Origin of the sequence: Streptomyces syringium (assembly GCF_017876625.1) — a bacterium.
Classification (GTDB): domain Bacteria; phylum Actinomycetota; class Actinomycetes; order Streptomycetales; family Streptomycetaceae; genus Streptomyces; species Streptomyces syringius.
In genome coordinates this window covers 833,587-848,640 of the sequence record NZ_JAGIOH010000001.1, presented here as the reverse complement: position 1 = coordinate 848,640, position 15,054 = coordinate 833,587, and the positions used below count along the sequence as shown (strand labels likewise).

At 71.2% G+C, this 15,054-nt stretch carries 17 protein-coding genes and 3 pseudogenes; 8 read left to right on the top strand and 12 right to left on the bottom strand.

Features of this window, described 5'->3' with window-relative positions; translation table 11 throughout:
- Nucleotides 1-35: 35 nt before the first annotated feature.
- The 4 genes from JO379_RS03895 to JO379_RS03880 all read right to left on the bottom strand — a co-directional run bounded on the left by JO379_RS03895 (nucleotide 36) and on the right by JO379_RS03880 (nucleotide 3,102).
- Nucleotides 36-923, bottom strand: a complete 888-nt coding sequence (locus tag JO379_RS03895) for a multinuclear nonheme iron-dependent oxidase (RefSeq protein WP_130880831.1) — start codon at nucleotides 921-923, stop codon at nucleotides 36-38.
- The gene (locus JO379_RS03890; protein WP_209513897.1) at nucleotides 913-2,619 is read right to left on the bottom strand and encodes a B12-binding domain-containing radical SAM protein; all 1,707 of its coding nucleotides are present in this window, start codon (nucleotides 2,617-2,619) and stop codon (nucleotides 913-915) included. Before JO379_RS03890 ends, JO379_RS03895 begins: the two co-directional genes overlap by 11 nt.
- A gap of 35 nt (nucleotides 2,620-2,654) precedes the next feature.
- The gene (locus JO379_RS03885) at nucleotides 2,655-2,882 is read right to left on the bottom strand and encodes a hypothetical protein (RefSeq protein WP_209513895.1); all 228 of its coding nucleotides are present in this window, start codon (nucleotides 2,880-2,882) and stop codon (nucleotides 2,655-2,657) included.
- Nucleotides 2,883-2,946: 64 nt separating this feature from the next.
- The gene (locus JO379_RS03880; RefSeq protein WP_165451648.1) at nucleotides 2,947-3,102 is read right to left on the bottom strand and encodes a hypothetical protein; all 156 of its coding nucleotides are present in this window, start codon (nucleotides 3,100-3,102) and stop codon (nucleotides 2,947-2,949) included.
- Between the two features lie 286 nt (nucleotides 3,103-3,388).
- Here JO379_RS03880 and JO379_RS03875 point away from each other — a divergent pair, with 286 nt between their 5' ends.
- Complete coding sequence (locus JO379_RS03875; protein ID WP_209513893.1) at nucleotides 3,389-3,790, top strand: hypothetical protein; 402 nt, start codon at nucleotides 3,389-3,391, stop codon at nucleotides 3,788-3,790.
- Between the two features lie 35 nt (nucleotides 3,791-3,825).
- Here the strand turns inward: JO379_RS03875 and JO379_RS03870 are convergent, their stop codons facing one another.
- Complete coding sequence (locus JO379_RS03870) at nucleotides 3,826-4,725, bottom strand: LysR family transcriptional regulator (RefSeq protein ID WP_130880834.1); 900 nt, start codon at nucleotides 4,723-4,725, stop codon at nucleotides 3,826-3,828.
- A gap of 96 nt (nucleotides 4,726-4,821) precedes the next feature.
- Complete coding sequence (locus tag JO379_RS03865) at nucleotides 4,822-5,097, bottom strand: helix-turn-helix domain-containing protein (protein WP_130880835.1); 276 nt, start codon at nucleotides 5,095-5,097, stop codon at nucleotides 4,822-4,824.
- An 88-nt stretch (nucleotides 5,098-5,185) separates the two neighbouring features.
- On the opposite strand from JO379_RS03865, the gene map reads away from it, so the two are divergent.
- The 3 genes from map to JO379_RS03850 all read left to right on the top strand — a co-directional run bounded on the left by map (nucleotide 5,186) and on the right by JO379_RS03850 (nucleotide 7,062).
- Nucleotides 5,186-5,953, top strand: coding sequence for a type I methionyl aminopeptidase (gene map / locus JO379_RS03860; protein WP_130880836.1), 768 nt, complete (start codon nucleotides 5,186-5,188; stop codon nucleotides 5,951-5,953).
- A 149-nt stretch (nucleotides 5,954-6,102) separates the two neighbouring features.
- Nucleotides 6,103-6,621, top strand: coding sequence for a hypothetical protein (locus JO379_RS03855; RefSeq protein ID WP_130880837.1), 519 nt, complete (start codon nucleotides 6,103-6,105; stop codon nucleotides 6,619-6,621).
- A gap of 180 nt (nucleotides 6,622-6,801) precedes the next feature.
- The gene (locus tag JO379_RS03850) at nucleotides 6,802-7,062 is read left to right on the top strand and encodes an SH3 domain-containing protein (protein ID WP_130880838.1); all 261 of its coding nucleotides are present in this window, start codon (nucleotides 6,802-6,804) and stop codon (nucleotides 7,060-7,062) included.
- Between the two features lie 48 nt (nucleotides 7,063-7,110).
- On the opposite strand, the gene JO379_RS03845 is transcribed toward JO379_RS03850, so the two are convergent.
- From JO379_RS03845 to JO379_RS03830, 4 genes and pseudogenes are all read right to left on the bottom strand, one after another.
- Entirely contained in the window at nucleotides 7,111-7,284 is a 174-nt protein-coding gene (locus tag JO379_RS03845) for a hypothetical protein (protein WP_165451649.1), read from the bottom strand.
- A 208-nt stretch (nucleotides 7,285-7,492) separates the two neighbouring features.
- Nucleotides 7,493-9,070, bottom strand: coding sequence for an alpha/beta hydrolase (locus tag JO379_RS03840; protein WP_209513890.1), 1,578 nt, complete (start codon nucleotides 9,068-9,070; stop codon nucleotides 7,493-7,495).
- Nucleotides 9,067-10,221: a serine hydrolase domain-containing protein gene (locus JO379_RS03835; protein ID WP_307841891.1), complete on the bottom strand. Its 1,155-nt coding sequence runs from the start codon at nucleotides 10,219-10,221 to the stop codon at nucleotides 9,067-9,069. Before JO379_RS03835 ends, JO379_RS03840 begins: the two co-directional genes overlap by 4 nt.
- 858 nt (nucleotides 10,222-11,079) lie before the next feature.
- A pseudogene (locus JO379_RS03830) lies at nucleotides 11,080-11,538 on the bottom strand (sigma factor-like helix-turn-helix DNA-binding protein); the annotation flags it as partial.
- Between the two features lie 43 nt (nucleotides 11,539-11,581).
- On the opposite strand from JO379_RS03830, the gene JO379_RS03825 reads away from it, so the two are divergent.
- The 3 genes and pseudogenes from JO379_RS03825 to JO379_RS03815 all read left to right on the top strand — a co-directional run.
- Nucleotides 11,582-11,899, top strand: a complete 318-nt coding sequence (locus JO379_RS03825) for a hypothetical protein (protein WP_130880840.1) — start codon at nucleotides 11,582-11,584, stop codon at nucleotides 11,897-11,899.
- A 125-nt stretch (nucleotides 11,900-12,024) separates the two neighbouring features.
- On the top strand, nucleotides 12,025-12,594 hold the full coding sequence (locus JO379_RS03820) for a DinB family protein (protein ID WP_209513885.1): 570 nt from the start codon (nucleotides 12,025-12,027) through the stop codon (nucleotides 12,592-12,594).
- A 114-nt stretch (nucleotides 12,595-12,708) separates the two neighbouring features.
- Nucleotides 12,709-12,996 (top strand): annotated as a pseudogene (locus JO379_RS03815) (hypothetical protein); the annotation flags it as partial.
- A gap of 374 nt (nucleotides 12,997-13,370) precedes the next feature.
- Here JO379_RS03815 and JO379_RS03810 read toward each other — a convergent pair.
- Nucleotides 13,371-14,087 carry a cation efflux transmembrane domain-containing protein gene (locus tag JO379_RS03810; RefSeq protein ID WP_130880842.1) on the bottom strand — a complete coding sequence of 239 codons (717 nt, stop codon included), beginning with the start codon at nucleotides 14,085-14,087 and terminating at the stop codon, nucleotides 13,371-13,373.
- A 1-nt stretch (nucleotide 14,088) separates the two neighbouring features.
- Nucleotides 14,089-14,425, bottom strand: a pseudogene (locus tag JO379_RS03805) (ArsR/SmtB family transcription factor).
- A 53-nt stretch (nucleotides 14,426-14,478) separates the two neighbouring features.
- Here JO379_RS03805 and JO379_RS33855 point away from each other — a divergent pair.
- A complete protein-coding gene (locus JO379_RS33855) occupies nucleotides 14,479-14,643 on the top strand; it encodes a hypothetical protein (protein ID WP_209513884.1) in 165 nt (54 codons plus the stop codon).
- Nucleotides 14,644-15,054 lie beyond the last annotated feature (411 nt).

Genomic DNA, 15,054 nt, shown 5'->3' with positions numbered 1-15,054 from the left:
ATGGGGGGCCGGCGTCGGGCCCGTGGTCCCGGTCGTCACCACGACACCGCCTCCAGGCAGTCGTCCATCCGCTCCAGCTTGACCACCAGGTCGTCGATCCCCATGCCCTCCGACTCCCCGATCAGGGCCTGGAGTTGCGTCATCCTCGGCATCAGCAGCTCCGTGGTGCGCCACACCGGGTCGTCCACGGGCCACCGGTGCTGGTCCTGTACGAGCTGGTAGGCGGTGAAGTCCCGGCAGGTGATGCCGGAGATGTGCGCCTCCACCACCCGCTCCCAGGGGAAGTCGGCGTCCTCGGGACGCTCGACCGGCTCCCCGCGCTGCTGCCGCAGGATGTACAGGTGCCCGATGTCCATGCACAGACCGCAGTCGGCCCGCTCGGCGATGCCGGCCATCAGGGTGAGGATGTCCAGGTCCCCGGCCAGCACCGGGTAGGGCGGGTTCTCGCCGACGATCGGCAGCTGGGCGATGTCCTGGATCCGCTTCGTCCGGTCCGCCACCCAGTCGACGGCCTCCCGGGTGAGCGGCACCGGGAGCATGTTCTCGATCAGTTTCTCCCCGCGCAGCACCCACATCGCAAAGTCGGTGGTGATCCACGGGGAGCCCAGCGCCCGCGCGTAGTCGGCGATCTGGCGGACCATGCCGGGGTCCACCGGGTCGATGCCGGCCAGGTCGAGGTCCAGGGCGTGCAGATAGATGGACAGGCCGTTGGCCTTGGCGAACGTGCCCAGCTCGTCGACCAGGTCGTCCTGGCCGCACAAGGCCGCGGCACTGAAGGCCGTCACCGGCGGCCGGGTGCGGCGCACCGCCTCCGCCGCCAGGTCCCGCTCGGTCATGGAGTCCGTACTCAGCCCCAGCACCGGCCGGCCGGTACGGGCGGGCAGGGGCTGGTTCACACCGGCGACAAGGGTTTCAGGAGCCATCGGCGGCTACTCCGTTCACGGTGGCGACAGGGGGTGCGGTGCGCAGCAACGCCCGGGTGCGGCTCGTGACATCGGCCCCACCCGTCCCACGGGAGGCGAGGGCGTCGATACGGGCCGCCGCGCGCAGCAGCAGACCGTCCAGGCCGGGCGAACCGGTGCCCGGCCGGGGCAGCAGCGCGGCGAACTCCTCGGGCGTGCCGGGGGTGCCGGAGGCGTCGGGCGCACGGCCGCCGCCCCGGCGTTCGCAGTCGTCGAGGACGTTGTCGAAGAAGAGGTTGGGGGCGTGGCGCGCGGCCACGACGTCGAGCTGCAGGGCGAGTTCGTCCGGTGTCACCGGGTGCCGCTCGCGATGGCGCGCCCGGGACTGCAGCAGCGCTTCCGCCTCGGCGAGCACGAGATCGACGGCGGGCTGGTAGGCGGCGCGGAACCACACGAGGGCCGCGTGCGCCCGGGCCGTGGCCGCGTCCTCGATCAGCGTCTCGATGGGCGGCAGCTCCGACATCCCGAAGGCCGTGCCCCGGCGCTCCTCGTAGTAGCCCCGGATGGGGGTGCCCGCGTACAGCACGAGGTGGGTGTACAGATGCTCGTGCGGTACGTAGTCGTAGAAGCCGCCCGCGCGCAGGAACGCCTGATTGGCGCGCAGGTCCTCGATCGTGGTCTCCGGGTCGATCATGATGAAGTCCAGGGACACCCCGAGCCCGTGCCGTTCCAGAAGCCTGACCGCGCCCAGGTTGTCCGCGGGCTCCACGCCCTTGGCGAGCCGTTTGAGCACCTGCGGCGAGGCGCTCTCGATGCCCAGCTCGACGAAGCGCAGCCCGCACTCCTTGAGGTCCGGGATGAAGCTCTGATGCTTGATCAGCTGATTGACGCGGGTACCGAAGCTGAAGGTGATCTCGGGGTCGTAGGCGTGCAGGGCCTGCACGATCAGCAACGCCCGCTTGGGATAGACGTAGAAGTTCGCGTCGCTGAAATAGACGTGCTTGTAGTCCAGCCCGTCGGCGGCCCGGAAGTGGGCCATCTCCGCGACCACCGACTCGCCCGACCGCATCCGGTACTTGCGCCCGATGGTCAGCACACCGCAGAAGGAACAGTTGTACGGACAGCTGCGGCTGGAATTGACCGCGAGCGCGGGCAGCAACGTGCCCCGCGCGGAGTCGAAGTAGGTCAGCGGCGGGTATCCGGAGTCGGAGACGAACGGGAAGTCGGGAAACGGCAGGGCGTCGAGGTCGTCGAGGAAGGGGGAGTCGATGTTGACGCGGATCTCCCCGGACGGCAGCCGCACGGTGGTGCCGGGGATGTCGAGCCAGGAGTCCTCGCCGCGGCGGGCCAGATCGAGCATGGGCTTCTCGCCCTCGCGGCGGACCACGACGTCGACGTCGGGGCAGTCCCGCATGATCTCGCTGTGCACGGCTGTCGCATGCGGCCCGCCGAGCACGATGCGCGCCGCGGGATTGCGCCGCTTGATCCACGCGGCGTGCTCCAGCGTGGCGTCCAGCGACTCGTTGTAGACGGAGAACCCGACCATGGCGAACCGGTCGAGGCCATGGCGGGCGGAGAGGTCCACGGGGGCCTCGGGGCTGTCCCCGAAGTCGAACCCGGACGCCTCGAAGCCGTTGTGCCGGAGATAGGCGCCGATGTAGGCCAGGCCGATCGGCTTGGACTTCCGGCGGTCCGAATACCCCACGGAGGGGTTCACCAGAGCGATTCCCGACGGCTGCGCACCGGTCGCCGTCATCGGTCCCGCCAGCCGAGCACGCCCCGGGCCAGCAGATTCTCCAGGAACCGCCGGGACGGCTCGGGTAATCCGGCCACCGCGGCCTCGTCCAGGGAGCCGACCGCGCCCCGCCACAGCCGCGAGGCCGAGGCGTTCAGCCGGAGGCACTCGCCCGCCGGGCCGCCGCCGGCGACATACACATGTCCGCATTCGTCGAGCACGGGAAGTTCGCTGCGCAGCACCATCGCGCCCCTTCTCATACGGGCGCGGCGGCATGCGGAGCACGCCGCCGCGCCGTGCCCCGAGTGATCAGGACCAGATCCGGCCGAGCATCTTGGTGTAGCTGGCGTCGCCCATGCTGACCACGTCGGCCTCGGGGTTCTCGATCTCCTCGAAGCCGAGCAGCTCTTCCTGGCCGATGCCGTCGTCTACTTTGTTATCGGGGGAGTTGAGTGACTCGTTCATATTTCCTACCTCCAGCGCTCGACGTGTCGGACAACAACGGACCGACCGGCCCCGTGGGGCCGCTGTGCCGGTCCGGGCTTCGAGGCCGCCGCCGCGGAGACCGCGAGCGGCGCGACGTGCAGGAGCGGGGCGGGAGCGGCGGGTGCAGGCGAGGTGAAGAGGCCGGCCGGGCCGGCCGGATGATGACGAAGACGACGAAGATGACGTCATGGGCCCCTACCACAGAGCACCCTAGGTCTGTACCTGAAAGCTGGTCAATACACGTGCACAAGGAGGGATTTGGCCCATGATGGACGACATGGCGGCAGAGCGGGACGACGACGAAACGATCGGGCCGTGGGAGCCGGAGCCCCCCGGATCCCCTGGAGAGCAGGTGGCGGCCCAGGAGCGCGCCTTCTGGGAGGCGCGCCGGCGCTTCGAGGACCTCGCCGACGAGGACGACGAGAACGGTGCGGGGGAGGGCGAGGAGGCCCGGCGCGAGCGGCGGCGCTTGAGCAAACAGGCCCGGCGGCTGCATCTGAACGTGCGCAGTCACCGCTACGCCCGCGCGGTGGACGACGGCCCGGTGCCCGGAGATCTGCGGCTGCCACCGCTTCCGGGCCGCGACGATGATTTCCCGGCCGATGCCGAGGACGGCTTCGAGGGAGAGACGGACGGCCGGGAGCCGGGGGAGGGGGCCGGCCGCTGACGCGTCCCGTCCCCTTCCGTCCCGTCCGGGGCGTCTCAGCGGTCGGTGGCGGGCTCGGGCAGGTGGGCCCGGGCATGCCGGACGACGGCGCGGGCGGCGGGGCCGACCGGCCCCTCGGTCCGCCAGGCCAGCGCGAGAACCCCGCGCAGCGCCGGGCGGAAGCCGACCGTGTGCAGCTGGGCCGCGTGGGCACGGGCGACGGACTCGGGCACGACGGCCACGCCCAGACCGCGCGCCGCGAGCTGGGCGAGCACGTTGGGGTCACCGGCCTCGAAGGCGACGTGCGGCCGGAATCCCGCCGCGGCGCAGGCGTTCTCCACCGAGGCGCGCAGACCTGTGCCGCGCGGCAGGCTCATGATCGGCCGGTCGGCGAGGGCGCCGAGCGCGAGGGTGGTCCGGGCCGCCAGCGGATCGTCGTGGCTCACGGCCACGACGAGCGCCTCGTCCACGACGATCTGGACGCCCACCCCGGGCGGGGGCTCGCCCGCCAGCCCGACGACCGCCAGGTCGATCCGCCCGCCCGCCACCGCCTCCAGCAGCCGGTCGGAGGTGTCCGCGGTCAGGCCGATCTCCACGGCCGGATGGTCGTGATGGAAACCGGCCAGCAGCGCGGGCAGGTCGATGGACGGCCCGAGCGAGGTGACCGTACCGATGGTGACCTGCCCGCGCAGCAGCCCGGTGAGTTCCTCGACGGCCTGCCGGGCGCCGCTGACCGCGCCGAGCGCGGCCCGCGCGTACGGCAGGACCGCCTCACCGGCCTCGGTGGGCCGCACGGTCCGCCCCGAGCGGTCCAACAGCTCCTGGCCGAGCTCCCGTTCGAGCTTGCGGATCTGGGCGCTGATGCCGGGCTGGGCGACGTGCAGTGCGGCGGCGGCCTTCGTGAAGCTCGCTTCCTCCACGACCTTGACGAAGTACTCCAGCTGGCGAAGCTCCATAACCGCCGATGCTAGCAATCGGGACGTCGGGTGCTTCGCCTTATGGGGCCTGGGCCTGGGCCGGGGCTGGGTCGGGTTCGGGGGTCGGGAGCCTCGTCAGGCGGACATCGGCTCGTCTCCTTCCTCCGCGACTTCCCCGCAGACATCGGCCAGTTCGTCCAGGGACAGGCCCAAGGTGCCCGCCAGGGCCGCCACGGTGAAGAAGGCGGGAGTCGGCGCCCGGCCGGTCTCGATCTTGCGCAAGGTCTCGGCGGACAGTCCGGCGGCCGCCGCCACCGCGACCATGCTGCGCTCACCGCGGGCCCGGCGCAGCAGAGCGCCCAGCCGCTCGCCGCGCTGCCGCTCCCAGGGGGTCAGAGGGGTTCTCACCATGACCGTGATACTAATACCGGTATAAGAATTGGTTGGCGGCGGCGTCGGGCATGCCCGGCGCCGCCGGGCGAAGGTGGGGAGTCGGAGCATGGTGGAGATCAAGACGGATGCGGCGCTGGAGGCCATGCGCGAGGCGGGACGCGTCGTGGCCCACGCGCTCGCCGCGGCGCAGGGCGCGGCGGCCGTGGGGGTGGGACTGCGGGAGCTGGACGAGGCCGCCCGCGCCGTGCTCGCCGAGGCCGGGGCGCGCTCCCCGTTCCTCGGCTATCAACCGTCCTTCGCGCCCACCCCGTTCCCCGCGGTGATCTGCGCCTCCGTCAACGACGCCGTCGTGCACGGCATACCCGGCGACTACCGGCTGCGCGACGGCGACCTCGTCAGCATCGACTGCGGAGCGGAACTCGACGGCTGGACCGGCGACGCGGCCGTCAGCTTCACCGTCGGCACCCCCGCCCCCGCCGATGTGGCCCTGATCGACGCCACGCGCCGAGCCCTCGACGCCGGCATCAAGGCAGCCGTCGTCGGCAACCGCATCGGGGACATCTCCCACGCCATCAGCACGGTCGCCCGCGCGGCCCGCTGCGGCATGCCCGCCGACTTCGGCGGCCACGGCATCGGACGCCGGATGCACGAGGACCCCTCCGTCCCCAACCACGGTCGCCCGCGCCGCGGTTATCCACTCCGCCACGGCCTCGTCCTGGCCATCGAACCGATGCTCATGGCCGGCGGCCGCAACGACTACCGCACGGCCCCGGACGGCTGGACGCTCCGCACGACCGACGGCACGCGGGCCGCGCACATCGAGCACACGGTCGCCATCACCGAGGACGGCCCCCGGATCCTCACCCTGCCGTGACACCGAGGGGTCGGCCGCTGAACCTCGGTCCCCTGGGGGCGGGGAGGCGCCGACCGAGTGGGGTGCGGGCAGCGGGGGAGTGCCGTGTAAGGTCCGCTCATTCACTGAAAAGCCCTGGTGAGGGGCTTGCTCGGAAAGAGGCGGAGGACATGGGCGAGGCAGTGTCGGCAGGCAGCTCCTGGAAGCTGAGCGCGAAGGAGGGCGGCGCCCTGGCGGCACGCTGGTGGCAGTGGGCCCTCTCGGCGCCGGACGACCACGATCCGGTGAGGGACAAGACCGGGGAGTTCGCCGACTGGCAGCAGCCCGACGACCTCTGGTTCCTCGCCGGTACCTATGGCGGCCGGGTGGAGCGGCGCTGCGCGATACCCGCGAACCGGCCGGTCTTCTTCCCCGTCTTCAACACCCAGCACCCCGTCCCGTGGCACTCGAGAAAGCCCATGGTGATGGGGGTGGCCGAGGCGACGGCCCATCTCAACGGCTCCGCGCTGCCGCTCGAGGAGTTCACCTCCCGCCCGTTCCGGGCCGGGGGCCGGCGCCGGGTCGCCTGGGGCCTGTGGGCGGGCCTCGCTCCCCTGGTCCCGGGCCACTACGTACTGGAGATCAACGCGAGCACCACCGGTGGCTTCTGGGTGGACACCACGTACCACCTGACGGTCGAGGACCGCTGAGCGCGTTCGAGCCGCGCCGGTCGCGGGCGCGGTGCCGCTAACGGTGCCGCTAACGGCCTAGCCGTTCGGGCGCCCGCCGCCAGCCTCCGGCTCTTCCGCGGCCGGGCGATCTAGTCTGCGATCACCTCGTCCGAGCCCCGGGCGAGGTGATCGCGGCACGGCTCTCACCTGGAGGAAGAAATGGCGCCGCAGCAGCCTTTCGGCACCGTCGTCAGCTCCATCGGGATCAATCTGCGCAGATATCCCAGCACCGATTCCGCCGTCCTCGGCACGCTGAACAAGGACGCCCAGGTCGGCCTGCGGAGCAAGGTCCACGCCCAGGACATCGACGGCAACAGCATCTGGTACCTGCTGAGGGACCAGGCTGCCTGGGTCGCGGCGCGGCACGTCGCCAACACCGGCCAGGTCCCTCTCTCGAAGGACGCGGACGGCGCGGGCTGAGGGGAAGCGGCCGCGTCGTCGCCGGCGGACCGTGCGCGACCCGCAGGATCAGTTGTGACCGAACTTCCGCGGCTGCTTGTGTGCGACCTGCTCCGGAGTCGGGCGTCCCGTCTCCTGGGCCGCCGATGTCTTTTCCTGCTTCTTGGTGGTGTCCGTGGTGGCGCCGTAGCCGTGGCCGCCCGTGCGGGCGCCGCGGTTCTGACGCGTCTGCTTCTTGCCCACGATCGTGCCTCCTGCAGCGGATCTCGGATGATGAGCTGCTACCAGGCTCGCACTTACGTACGAAGCGTGCATGTCGGGCATCCGGGCGTGTGCTGACGGTCACGGAGCGGGCGCGCAGCGTGATGACTGCTCCGGACTGCCGCCGGGCCAGGTCACCCGGGTGCCGTCGGAGGCCGGCGGCAGCCGGCCGTGACGAGAGGCCGCGATGTCAGCCGGTCTGCTTGACGCACGTCCTGTCGTCCGCCGGGAGTTCGCCCGTGGCCAGGTAGGCGTTGACCTGCTCGTCCACGCAGGTGCTGCCGTAGTAGCCATAGACCCCGTGCTGGTTGGCGCCCTTCAGGGTGATCAGCCGGGAGCCGGGCAGCAGGCCACGCAGGGCCACGGCGCCCGTGTGGGGGGTGCGCGGGTCGCCGGTGGCGGACACGATCAGTGCCGGGGCGTCCTGCCCCACCTGAGTGGGCTCCTCGCGCGGACGGTCCCAGAAGGCGCACGGGCCGATGTTGTTGGTCAGCGGGCCGAACAGTGGGTGCGCGGCACGGCTGCGCTCGATGTCGCGCCAGTAGCGCTCGGGGTCGCGCGGGGCGGCGACGTCCCCGCACAGGATGGCCGTCTGCACACTGCCGGTGGGTGATTCCTCGCCGGTCAGCACCGCTTTCAGATACTCCTTGAACTCCGTCGCGAGCCGGGTCGGTTGACCCTGAGCGGCCCTGACCATCACGGACAGATGCTCAGCGACCGCCGCCCGCGCGGAATCCGTGTCTTCCGAGATCCCACCGAAGATCAGGGTCGGCACCTGGGTGTCGTCGACCCGGAAGACGTCGGGGCCGGTGCCGAGGGTCAGTCCGCGCGCGGACGCCTCGACGACGCGGCCGACGGTGGCGAGCACGTGATCGCGGGTGCGGCCGAGGCCGTAGGTGGCATGCCTCTTCGCCGCCCAGTCCGCCCAGCCGGCGAGCGCCTGCTCGTTCTCCCGCTCGACGCCCCGCATCAGCCGGGGGGTGTAGCGGCGCGGGTCGGGCGCCCCGTCGAGGACCACCCGGTCGTGGCGGCCGGGGAACATCTGGGTGTAGACGGTGCCCAGATAGCTGCCGTACGAATAGCCCAGGTAGGAGAGCTTCCGCTCACCGAGCGCGCCCCGGATGACGTCCATGTCGCGGGCGGTGTTGCGTGTGGTGACGTGCGGCAGCACCGAGGCGTTCGTGGCACGGCACTTCGCGGCCAGGTCCTTGTGGAGGGCGACCTGCCGGTCGAAGCCGGCCCGGCCGAGGCCGGCCGAGAAGACGGAGTGGCCCACGGGCCAGTGACAGTCGAGCGGGGTGCTGCGGCCGACGAAGCGCGGGTCCATGCCGATGATGTCGTAGCGTGCGCCGACCTCCTTCATGGCCTTGCGGGTGGCCGGGGGCTCGCCGAGGGCGGTCCCGCCGGGGCCGCCGAAGTTGATCAGCAGCGGGCCCACGCGACGGCGCGTGTCGGTGGCCCTGAGCCGGGACATCGCGACGGTGATCGTACGGCCCCGGGGATCGGCGTAGTCGAGCGGCACGGTCACGTTCGCGCACTGGGCCCCGGCCTTTTCCAAGTCGCGGCCCGTGGTGTCGTCGGGGCCCAGGACGCAGCTGCCCCAGTCGAGACGCTGCTGGTAGTAGCGGTCGAGACCGGCCCCGGGCGTCGGCTCGGCGGCGAAGGCCGCGGGGGTCGCGAAGGCCGCAGGGGTCGCGGTGAGACAGGCGACGAGGGCGAGGCCCACGGCCGAGGCACGGCGGGCGGTGACGGAGCTGAGTATGGTCACGGCATCTCCTTGGCACGGTCGGCGCAGAAGGCGGTGCTCACCACGGCAAGGAAGTCCTCTTCCGCCCGGTCGGTGCCGGGCACCTCGTTGAGGGCGAGGGAGACGCTCCGGCCTCCGGGCCCGACCGCGCCCAGCGCCCGGTGCCCGCCGGGCACCGTCCCGCCGTGCCCCCACCACCGGCCGCCGCACTCCAGGGGAGTGGCGATCAGCCCCAGCCCGTACCGGGCGCCGGGCCAGAGCCGGTCCGGGTCGGCGGGGACGGTGCGCTTCATCTCGGCGAGCCACCGTGCGGGCAGCAGCTTGCCGCCGAGCAGCGCGCCGAAGAACCGGTTGACGTCGGAGGGGGCGGAGACCAGCGCGCCGCCCGCGCCACCGAAGGTCATGTTCCACTCGGTGCCGTCGACCCGGGGCGGGCGGGTGCCCTCCGGTGCGTCGGCGTCCGTGAAGTAGCTGCGCGAGTGCGGACCCCGGATGCGGGTGTCGTCGCCCGGCCAGTAGGTGTCACGCAGGCCGAGCGGCTTGATGATCCGGCGGGTCACCTCTGCCTCGACGCCACGCCCGGTGACCTTCTCGACGACGAGCCCGGCGATCAGGGTGTTGGTCGTGGAGTAGTGCCATTTCGTGTCCGGGCGCGGCAACTCGAGCGCCGTCGCGATCAGTTCGCGGGGCTCGAAATGCCGGTAGCGCCACTCGTTCACGGGCCGGTCGACGAAGGCCTCGACGTAGTCGGGAATTCCGCTGGTGTGCTGGAGCAGTTGCCGCACGGTGATCCTGTGACCGTCGTGGCCGTTGCCCCGGATCAGCCCCGGCAGATAGCGCTCGACCGGCGTGTCCAACCCGATCCGGCCCTCCGCCGCGAGCTGCACGACGACCGTGGCGGTGAAGGTCTTGCTGACGCTGCCGATCCGCAACCGGTCCGTGGCGTTCATCGGCCGCCCGGTACCCAGGTCGGCCGTGCCCCGGGCGGCCCCCCACGTCCCGCAGCGCCCGTCGGCCATGTCGACGGCGGCGCCCGTCAAGCCGTGGCGCTGTGTGAGGACGCCCAGGGAGTCGACGACCGCGCCGCGCACGGCCTCGCACCCGGCGGACGAGGTGGGCGGGCCCGCCGCGCCGGCGGAGGGGGCGGAAAGTGCCAGAACAACCGCTGCCACGGCGAACGCCGCGGCGCCGCGCCCTCGCTTGCGGCTTCGTAAGGAGGTTTTTCTCTCGCTGTGCCGTTGGGATGTCATGCGTCCAGACGCTAGTGACACACCCGTCCCCGAACCCTCCGGCTGTCCCCCGTATCCCTGCGGGGGCCTGCCGTACCAACGGTTCTTGCGTGCGGGTGGGACTTCGGTGCCTACGGTTCCAAGGGAACGGCGAGGCCGCGGTCACCGCGCGCCGTGGCCGGGGCCGCGTCGCCCCCGTTCCTGGGCGGCTTCCCAGCCAACGCCCGGCGCTCGGCTAGGGGGCGGTGCAGACAACGTAGGCGGTCACGCTCTGATTGACCGTGCTCGTGTTCCTGGCGCTCGCGAACCAGGTGGCACCGGAAGGGTGTGAAGAGGTCACATGTGTCTCCCCACCGCTTGTGCTGACGCCTCCTCCAGTGATCACAGTGCCTTGAGGGCACGTCACACTGGCCGATCCTTCCAGCCCTGGTGGAACGTTCACGGCTACGCTGGAGCGCTGCAGGTGTTCGGCCATCGGCGCTGCGCCGTGCCTTGCGGTGGGCCGGCCTGTGTCGCTGCCTTGCGCGGCGCTGATGCCTGCCCCGGCTGCGATGGCCACGAGGCATGTCAACGCGGCGATGCGGATGCGTTTCATCATGGTCCCCCACGTGTCGTGACGGTGCTGGACTCCTGCATGCCCAGGAGATCCGCATCAACCCGCAATGGTCCCCGTTAGGGGGCGCAGAAATGATCCCTCGCCCAGTTGTTCGGAGGGGTGGCCCCTGACCCCGGACGAACGCCCCCGCGCCCACAGCCGCAGCTTCTCCGGGTTGCGGACCGCCCAGCTCCGGGTGACCGTCTCACCATGCCGCCGCCGTCGGCGGTCATCACGGCGGCAGGGTCGAGGAGGCCGACAAGGGCTGCGATGTCCTTGGTCTCCCATGCTTCTTTGACGTGCCTCACCACGTCGGCCCGGCCGGTCGCCGTCACCGGAGGGCGCGTGACGTCCGTCCGCCGCCGGGCGGAGGACGCCAGCTGCTTGCAGGCCCCAGGGGTCCGGTCGAGAACCTCGGCGATCTCGGCGAACGGGTACCGGAAGACGTCGTGCAGGACGAACGCCATCCGCTCGGCGGGTGTCATCGACTCCAGGACGACGAGGAAGGCCATGGCCACCGACTCATCCAGGACGATCCGGTCGGCGGGGTCCGCGAGGCCGGTGGGGTCGGCGCCGCCCGCGAGGTCCCACTCGGTGCGGTGGGGCAGCGGCTCGGGCAGTCACGCACCGATATAGCGTTCACGGCAGGCCCGCGCCGAGCGGAGCTCTCGCCCCCTCGCCTTACCTTTCGCAGGCCCGCGTCGTCGGATCACCATCGCTCTGCAGACGCTGACCATCTTCCTTCAGGCGGTCTCCGCCGGGCTGCTGCTGACCTCGCCCTACGGGGATACGCTGCACAGCGTCGGAGCCCGTGTGATGTACGGGGCGTCGATGCTGTACGTGCTCGCGGCGGTGCTGGCATGGAAGCCGGGCGGCGGCTCGCCCCGGCCTGTCCGGCACGCGTCCGGCTTCCTCGTACTCGCCTCGGTCCAGGTCCTGCTGGGCATCGCGCACGTCCCGTCGGTCCATCTCCCCCTGGGAGTCCTGATGTTCGGCCTGAGCGTGCTGGCGCTGGCCCGGCGCTGAGGCCCGATACGAGGCCGGCCGGGATCGACCGGGCCGCTGCCGAGACCGGCGTCTCTGCCTGACGTCGGCGTGATGTCACCTCGACCCGAGAACTCAGTAGCGAGCCGGGGCCGTCACGGACGACCATGGAACGCATGAGTGACCAACCCGCGCGATGGAGCCAGGCAACCGTCCACCCCGACATGTGGGCCGATCCGGACGACGACCCCCGCAACTGCGAAGGTCCCAGCCCGGACGGTGAGCTTGCGACACTGCAGGACTTCCTGACGAACTACCGCCTGACCTTGCGGATGAAGTGCGCGGGCCTGGACGCGGAACAACTGGCCCGTCGGTCGGTGCCGCCGTCGACGATGTCGCTGCTCGGCCTGGTGCGGCACCTCGCCGAGGTGGAACGCGACTGGCGCAACTGGATCAGTGACGGCGACCCGCTGCCGAAGCTGTACGGCGAGCGCGACGCGGACTTCGACGCGGCTGTCGCCGAGCAGGCCGTGGTCGATGCCGCGTACGCCGATCTGGAACGCGAGCAGGCCGCGACCGACGCCGCGCTGGCCGAGCACCCGGACCTGAGCGCGCGTGTGGGGAAGGACGGGGTCGCGATCCGGGAGCTGATGGTGCACAGGATCGACGAGTACGCCCGTCATTGCGGGCACGCCGACCTGTTGCGCGAACGCGTTGACGGGAGGGTGGGCCAGTGAAAGGGGCCGAGGTCTGCACCCGGGCCCCACTGGCACGTCACCTAGAAGGGAAAGCCTCAGATGTGACGCCACCACCGCTGAGCGGTGGGAATCCAGCTGCGCCGGGGCGGGCTGCTGCGGGTCTGGCCGACAGCCGACGTGCTGGTGATTTTCCGTTTCCTTGCGGTGGATGAGATCGACTTCGATGTCGACCTGCGAGAGTTGCAAGGTCAGGAGCAGCTGGACATGTTCTGTGGTTTCCTGCGAGCGATCGGACGGCGGCTGGGCAAGTGGGTGCTGATGGATCCGGAGGGCGATCACGGGCATCCGGTACTCGGCTTCGATGCCGAATTCGATCGGGTCGTCCGTCTGGCCGACCCTCCGGACAACGGACTGCTGCTGAGTTTGATTCTTAAGGTCTGAGGCGTTACGTATCGATGGTGGCTTCGGGCCGTTTGAGGGTTCTGCCCACGTCGAAGTGGGTGGCGGGTCGCCGGTCATGGAACAAGCTCAGGTGTAGTAGCTCTCGAATGATCCGATCCACCAGGCTGCCAGCGGCAGGACACACCCCTGTATGTCGGCCGTGATCCAGCACCGGCCCAGGGCAGCGATCCTGGACGTCCACCATGCCGTCGTACGCAGCGCGCTCACCACTCCGGCCTGATATCCCTGCCCGACGGGATCCGTCATCGGCCTCGGGGAACAACGGAACAGCCACGAGCGCTAAGCCGCGATCTTGGACAGCAGAGGACCCCGGCCATGTGACAGCCGGGTCCTCTGGGTGTGCAGGTGTCGGTTCAGCCACAGCAGTCGCAGCCGGGACGGCAACCGCACGCGTTCGTCTCGACGGCGGCGGTCGGGACCGCGGCGGCGGGGGCGCAGCAGCCCTTGCCCTGCCAGGCGTCGCGGCCTTCCTTGACCGCGATGGCGGCGATGACCAGGGCGGCGATCGGGTCGGCCCAGGACCAGCCGAGGGTGGCGTTGAGGACCAGGCCGAGCAGGAGGACGGCGGAGAGGTACGTGCAGAGCAGGGTCTGTTTGGAGTCGGCGACCGCGCTGGCGGAGCCGAGTTCGCGGCCGGCCTTGCGCTGGGCGGCGGACAGGAACGGCATGACCGCGAGGGAGAGGGCGGCGATGACGATGCCGGGGATGGAGCGTTCGGCTTCGCCGGTGCCGGTCAGCGCGCGGACGGCGTCGACGGTGACGTACGCGGCGAGCACGAAGAACGACACCGCGATGAGCCGAAGCGTACGCTTCTCCCGCGCCTCGCGCACGGTGTGGTCGCGGGCGGAGAACTGCCAGGCGACCGCGGCGGCGGAGGAGACTTCGATGACCGAGTCCAGGCCGAAGCCGATCAGCGCGGTGGAGGAGGCGATCGTCCCGGCGGTGACGGCGACGCCCGCCTCGATGACGTTGTAGGTGATGGTGGCCGCGACCAGCAGCCGTATCCGCTTGGCGAGCGCGTCACGGCGGGCCGGGGTCGGGCCTATGCCGATGGATATCTCGGCGGTCATCTCAGCAGCAGCCCTCCTCGTCCGCGTCGACACAGGTCTTGTCGGCCTCGACCGCCACGACGGCGGTGCGCAGGTCGTCCAGCGCGTGCCCGAGGCGTTCGTCGGCGAGCTCGTAGCGGGTGCGCCGGCCCACCGGTACCGCGACGACCAGGCCGCAGTCGCGCAGGCACGCCAGGTGGTTCGACAGGCGAGTCCGGGAGATGTCCAGGGTGTCGGCGAGGTCGGCGGTGGTGGGCCGGGGCCTTGCGCAGGGCGAGGAGGATCCGGCAGCGGATCGGGTCGGCGAGGGCGCGGCCGAACCGCGCCAGCACCTCGATGCCAGCAGCGAGAGTCAGCACGCCAACTAAAGTAGATGGAATCCTGAATTCACAAAATCTTGCATCCATAGATCATGGTGCACGGCCGTGCCGCTCCCCCTCCAGCTCGAACAGGCTTTTGGGCCGCCCGCCTCACCGCCCTGGGCGTCGCGCTCCGAGGGGTACCGCTGCGCCGCCTCGCCGCGGACGCCCTGACCGCCGCCCTGCTGCGCATCACCACCGACCCGCCCTACCGGTAACGGGCCCGTGCCCTGGGTATCCGTATCCGCGCGGAGGACGGGACGGCCCCGGTCGTCACCGCCGTGAACCGGATGGCCGGGGCCTGAACGCAGCCACGCGACCGATGAGTTCGGCTGATGCGCGGCCCTGGGCCGTGGTAGTGCACTTCGAAGGAGGGGTGCCCGCTCGCCGTCGGCCGAGGATGAGGGTGCCCGGCTGTCCCAGCCCGGCGGGCGGTGCATGGGAGCAGGCTCGCGGGCACCGACAAAACACCTTGCCTCGCCTGACCAAGGCGAAGGCGCAGGCATAGAGATCCCCCGGGCCGGTCGCGTGGCACCGGTGTGGTCTCCGGACGCCTGGCCGAGTCTGCCGTCCCGCGGGATGCCCGCCATAACGCTCCCGCTTGGTGCGCCACGAGCGGGTGCGGGATG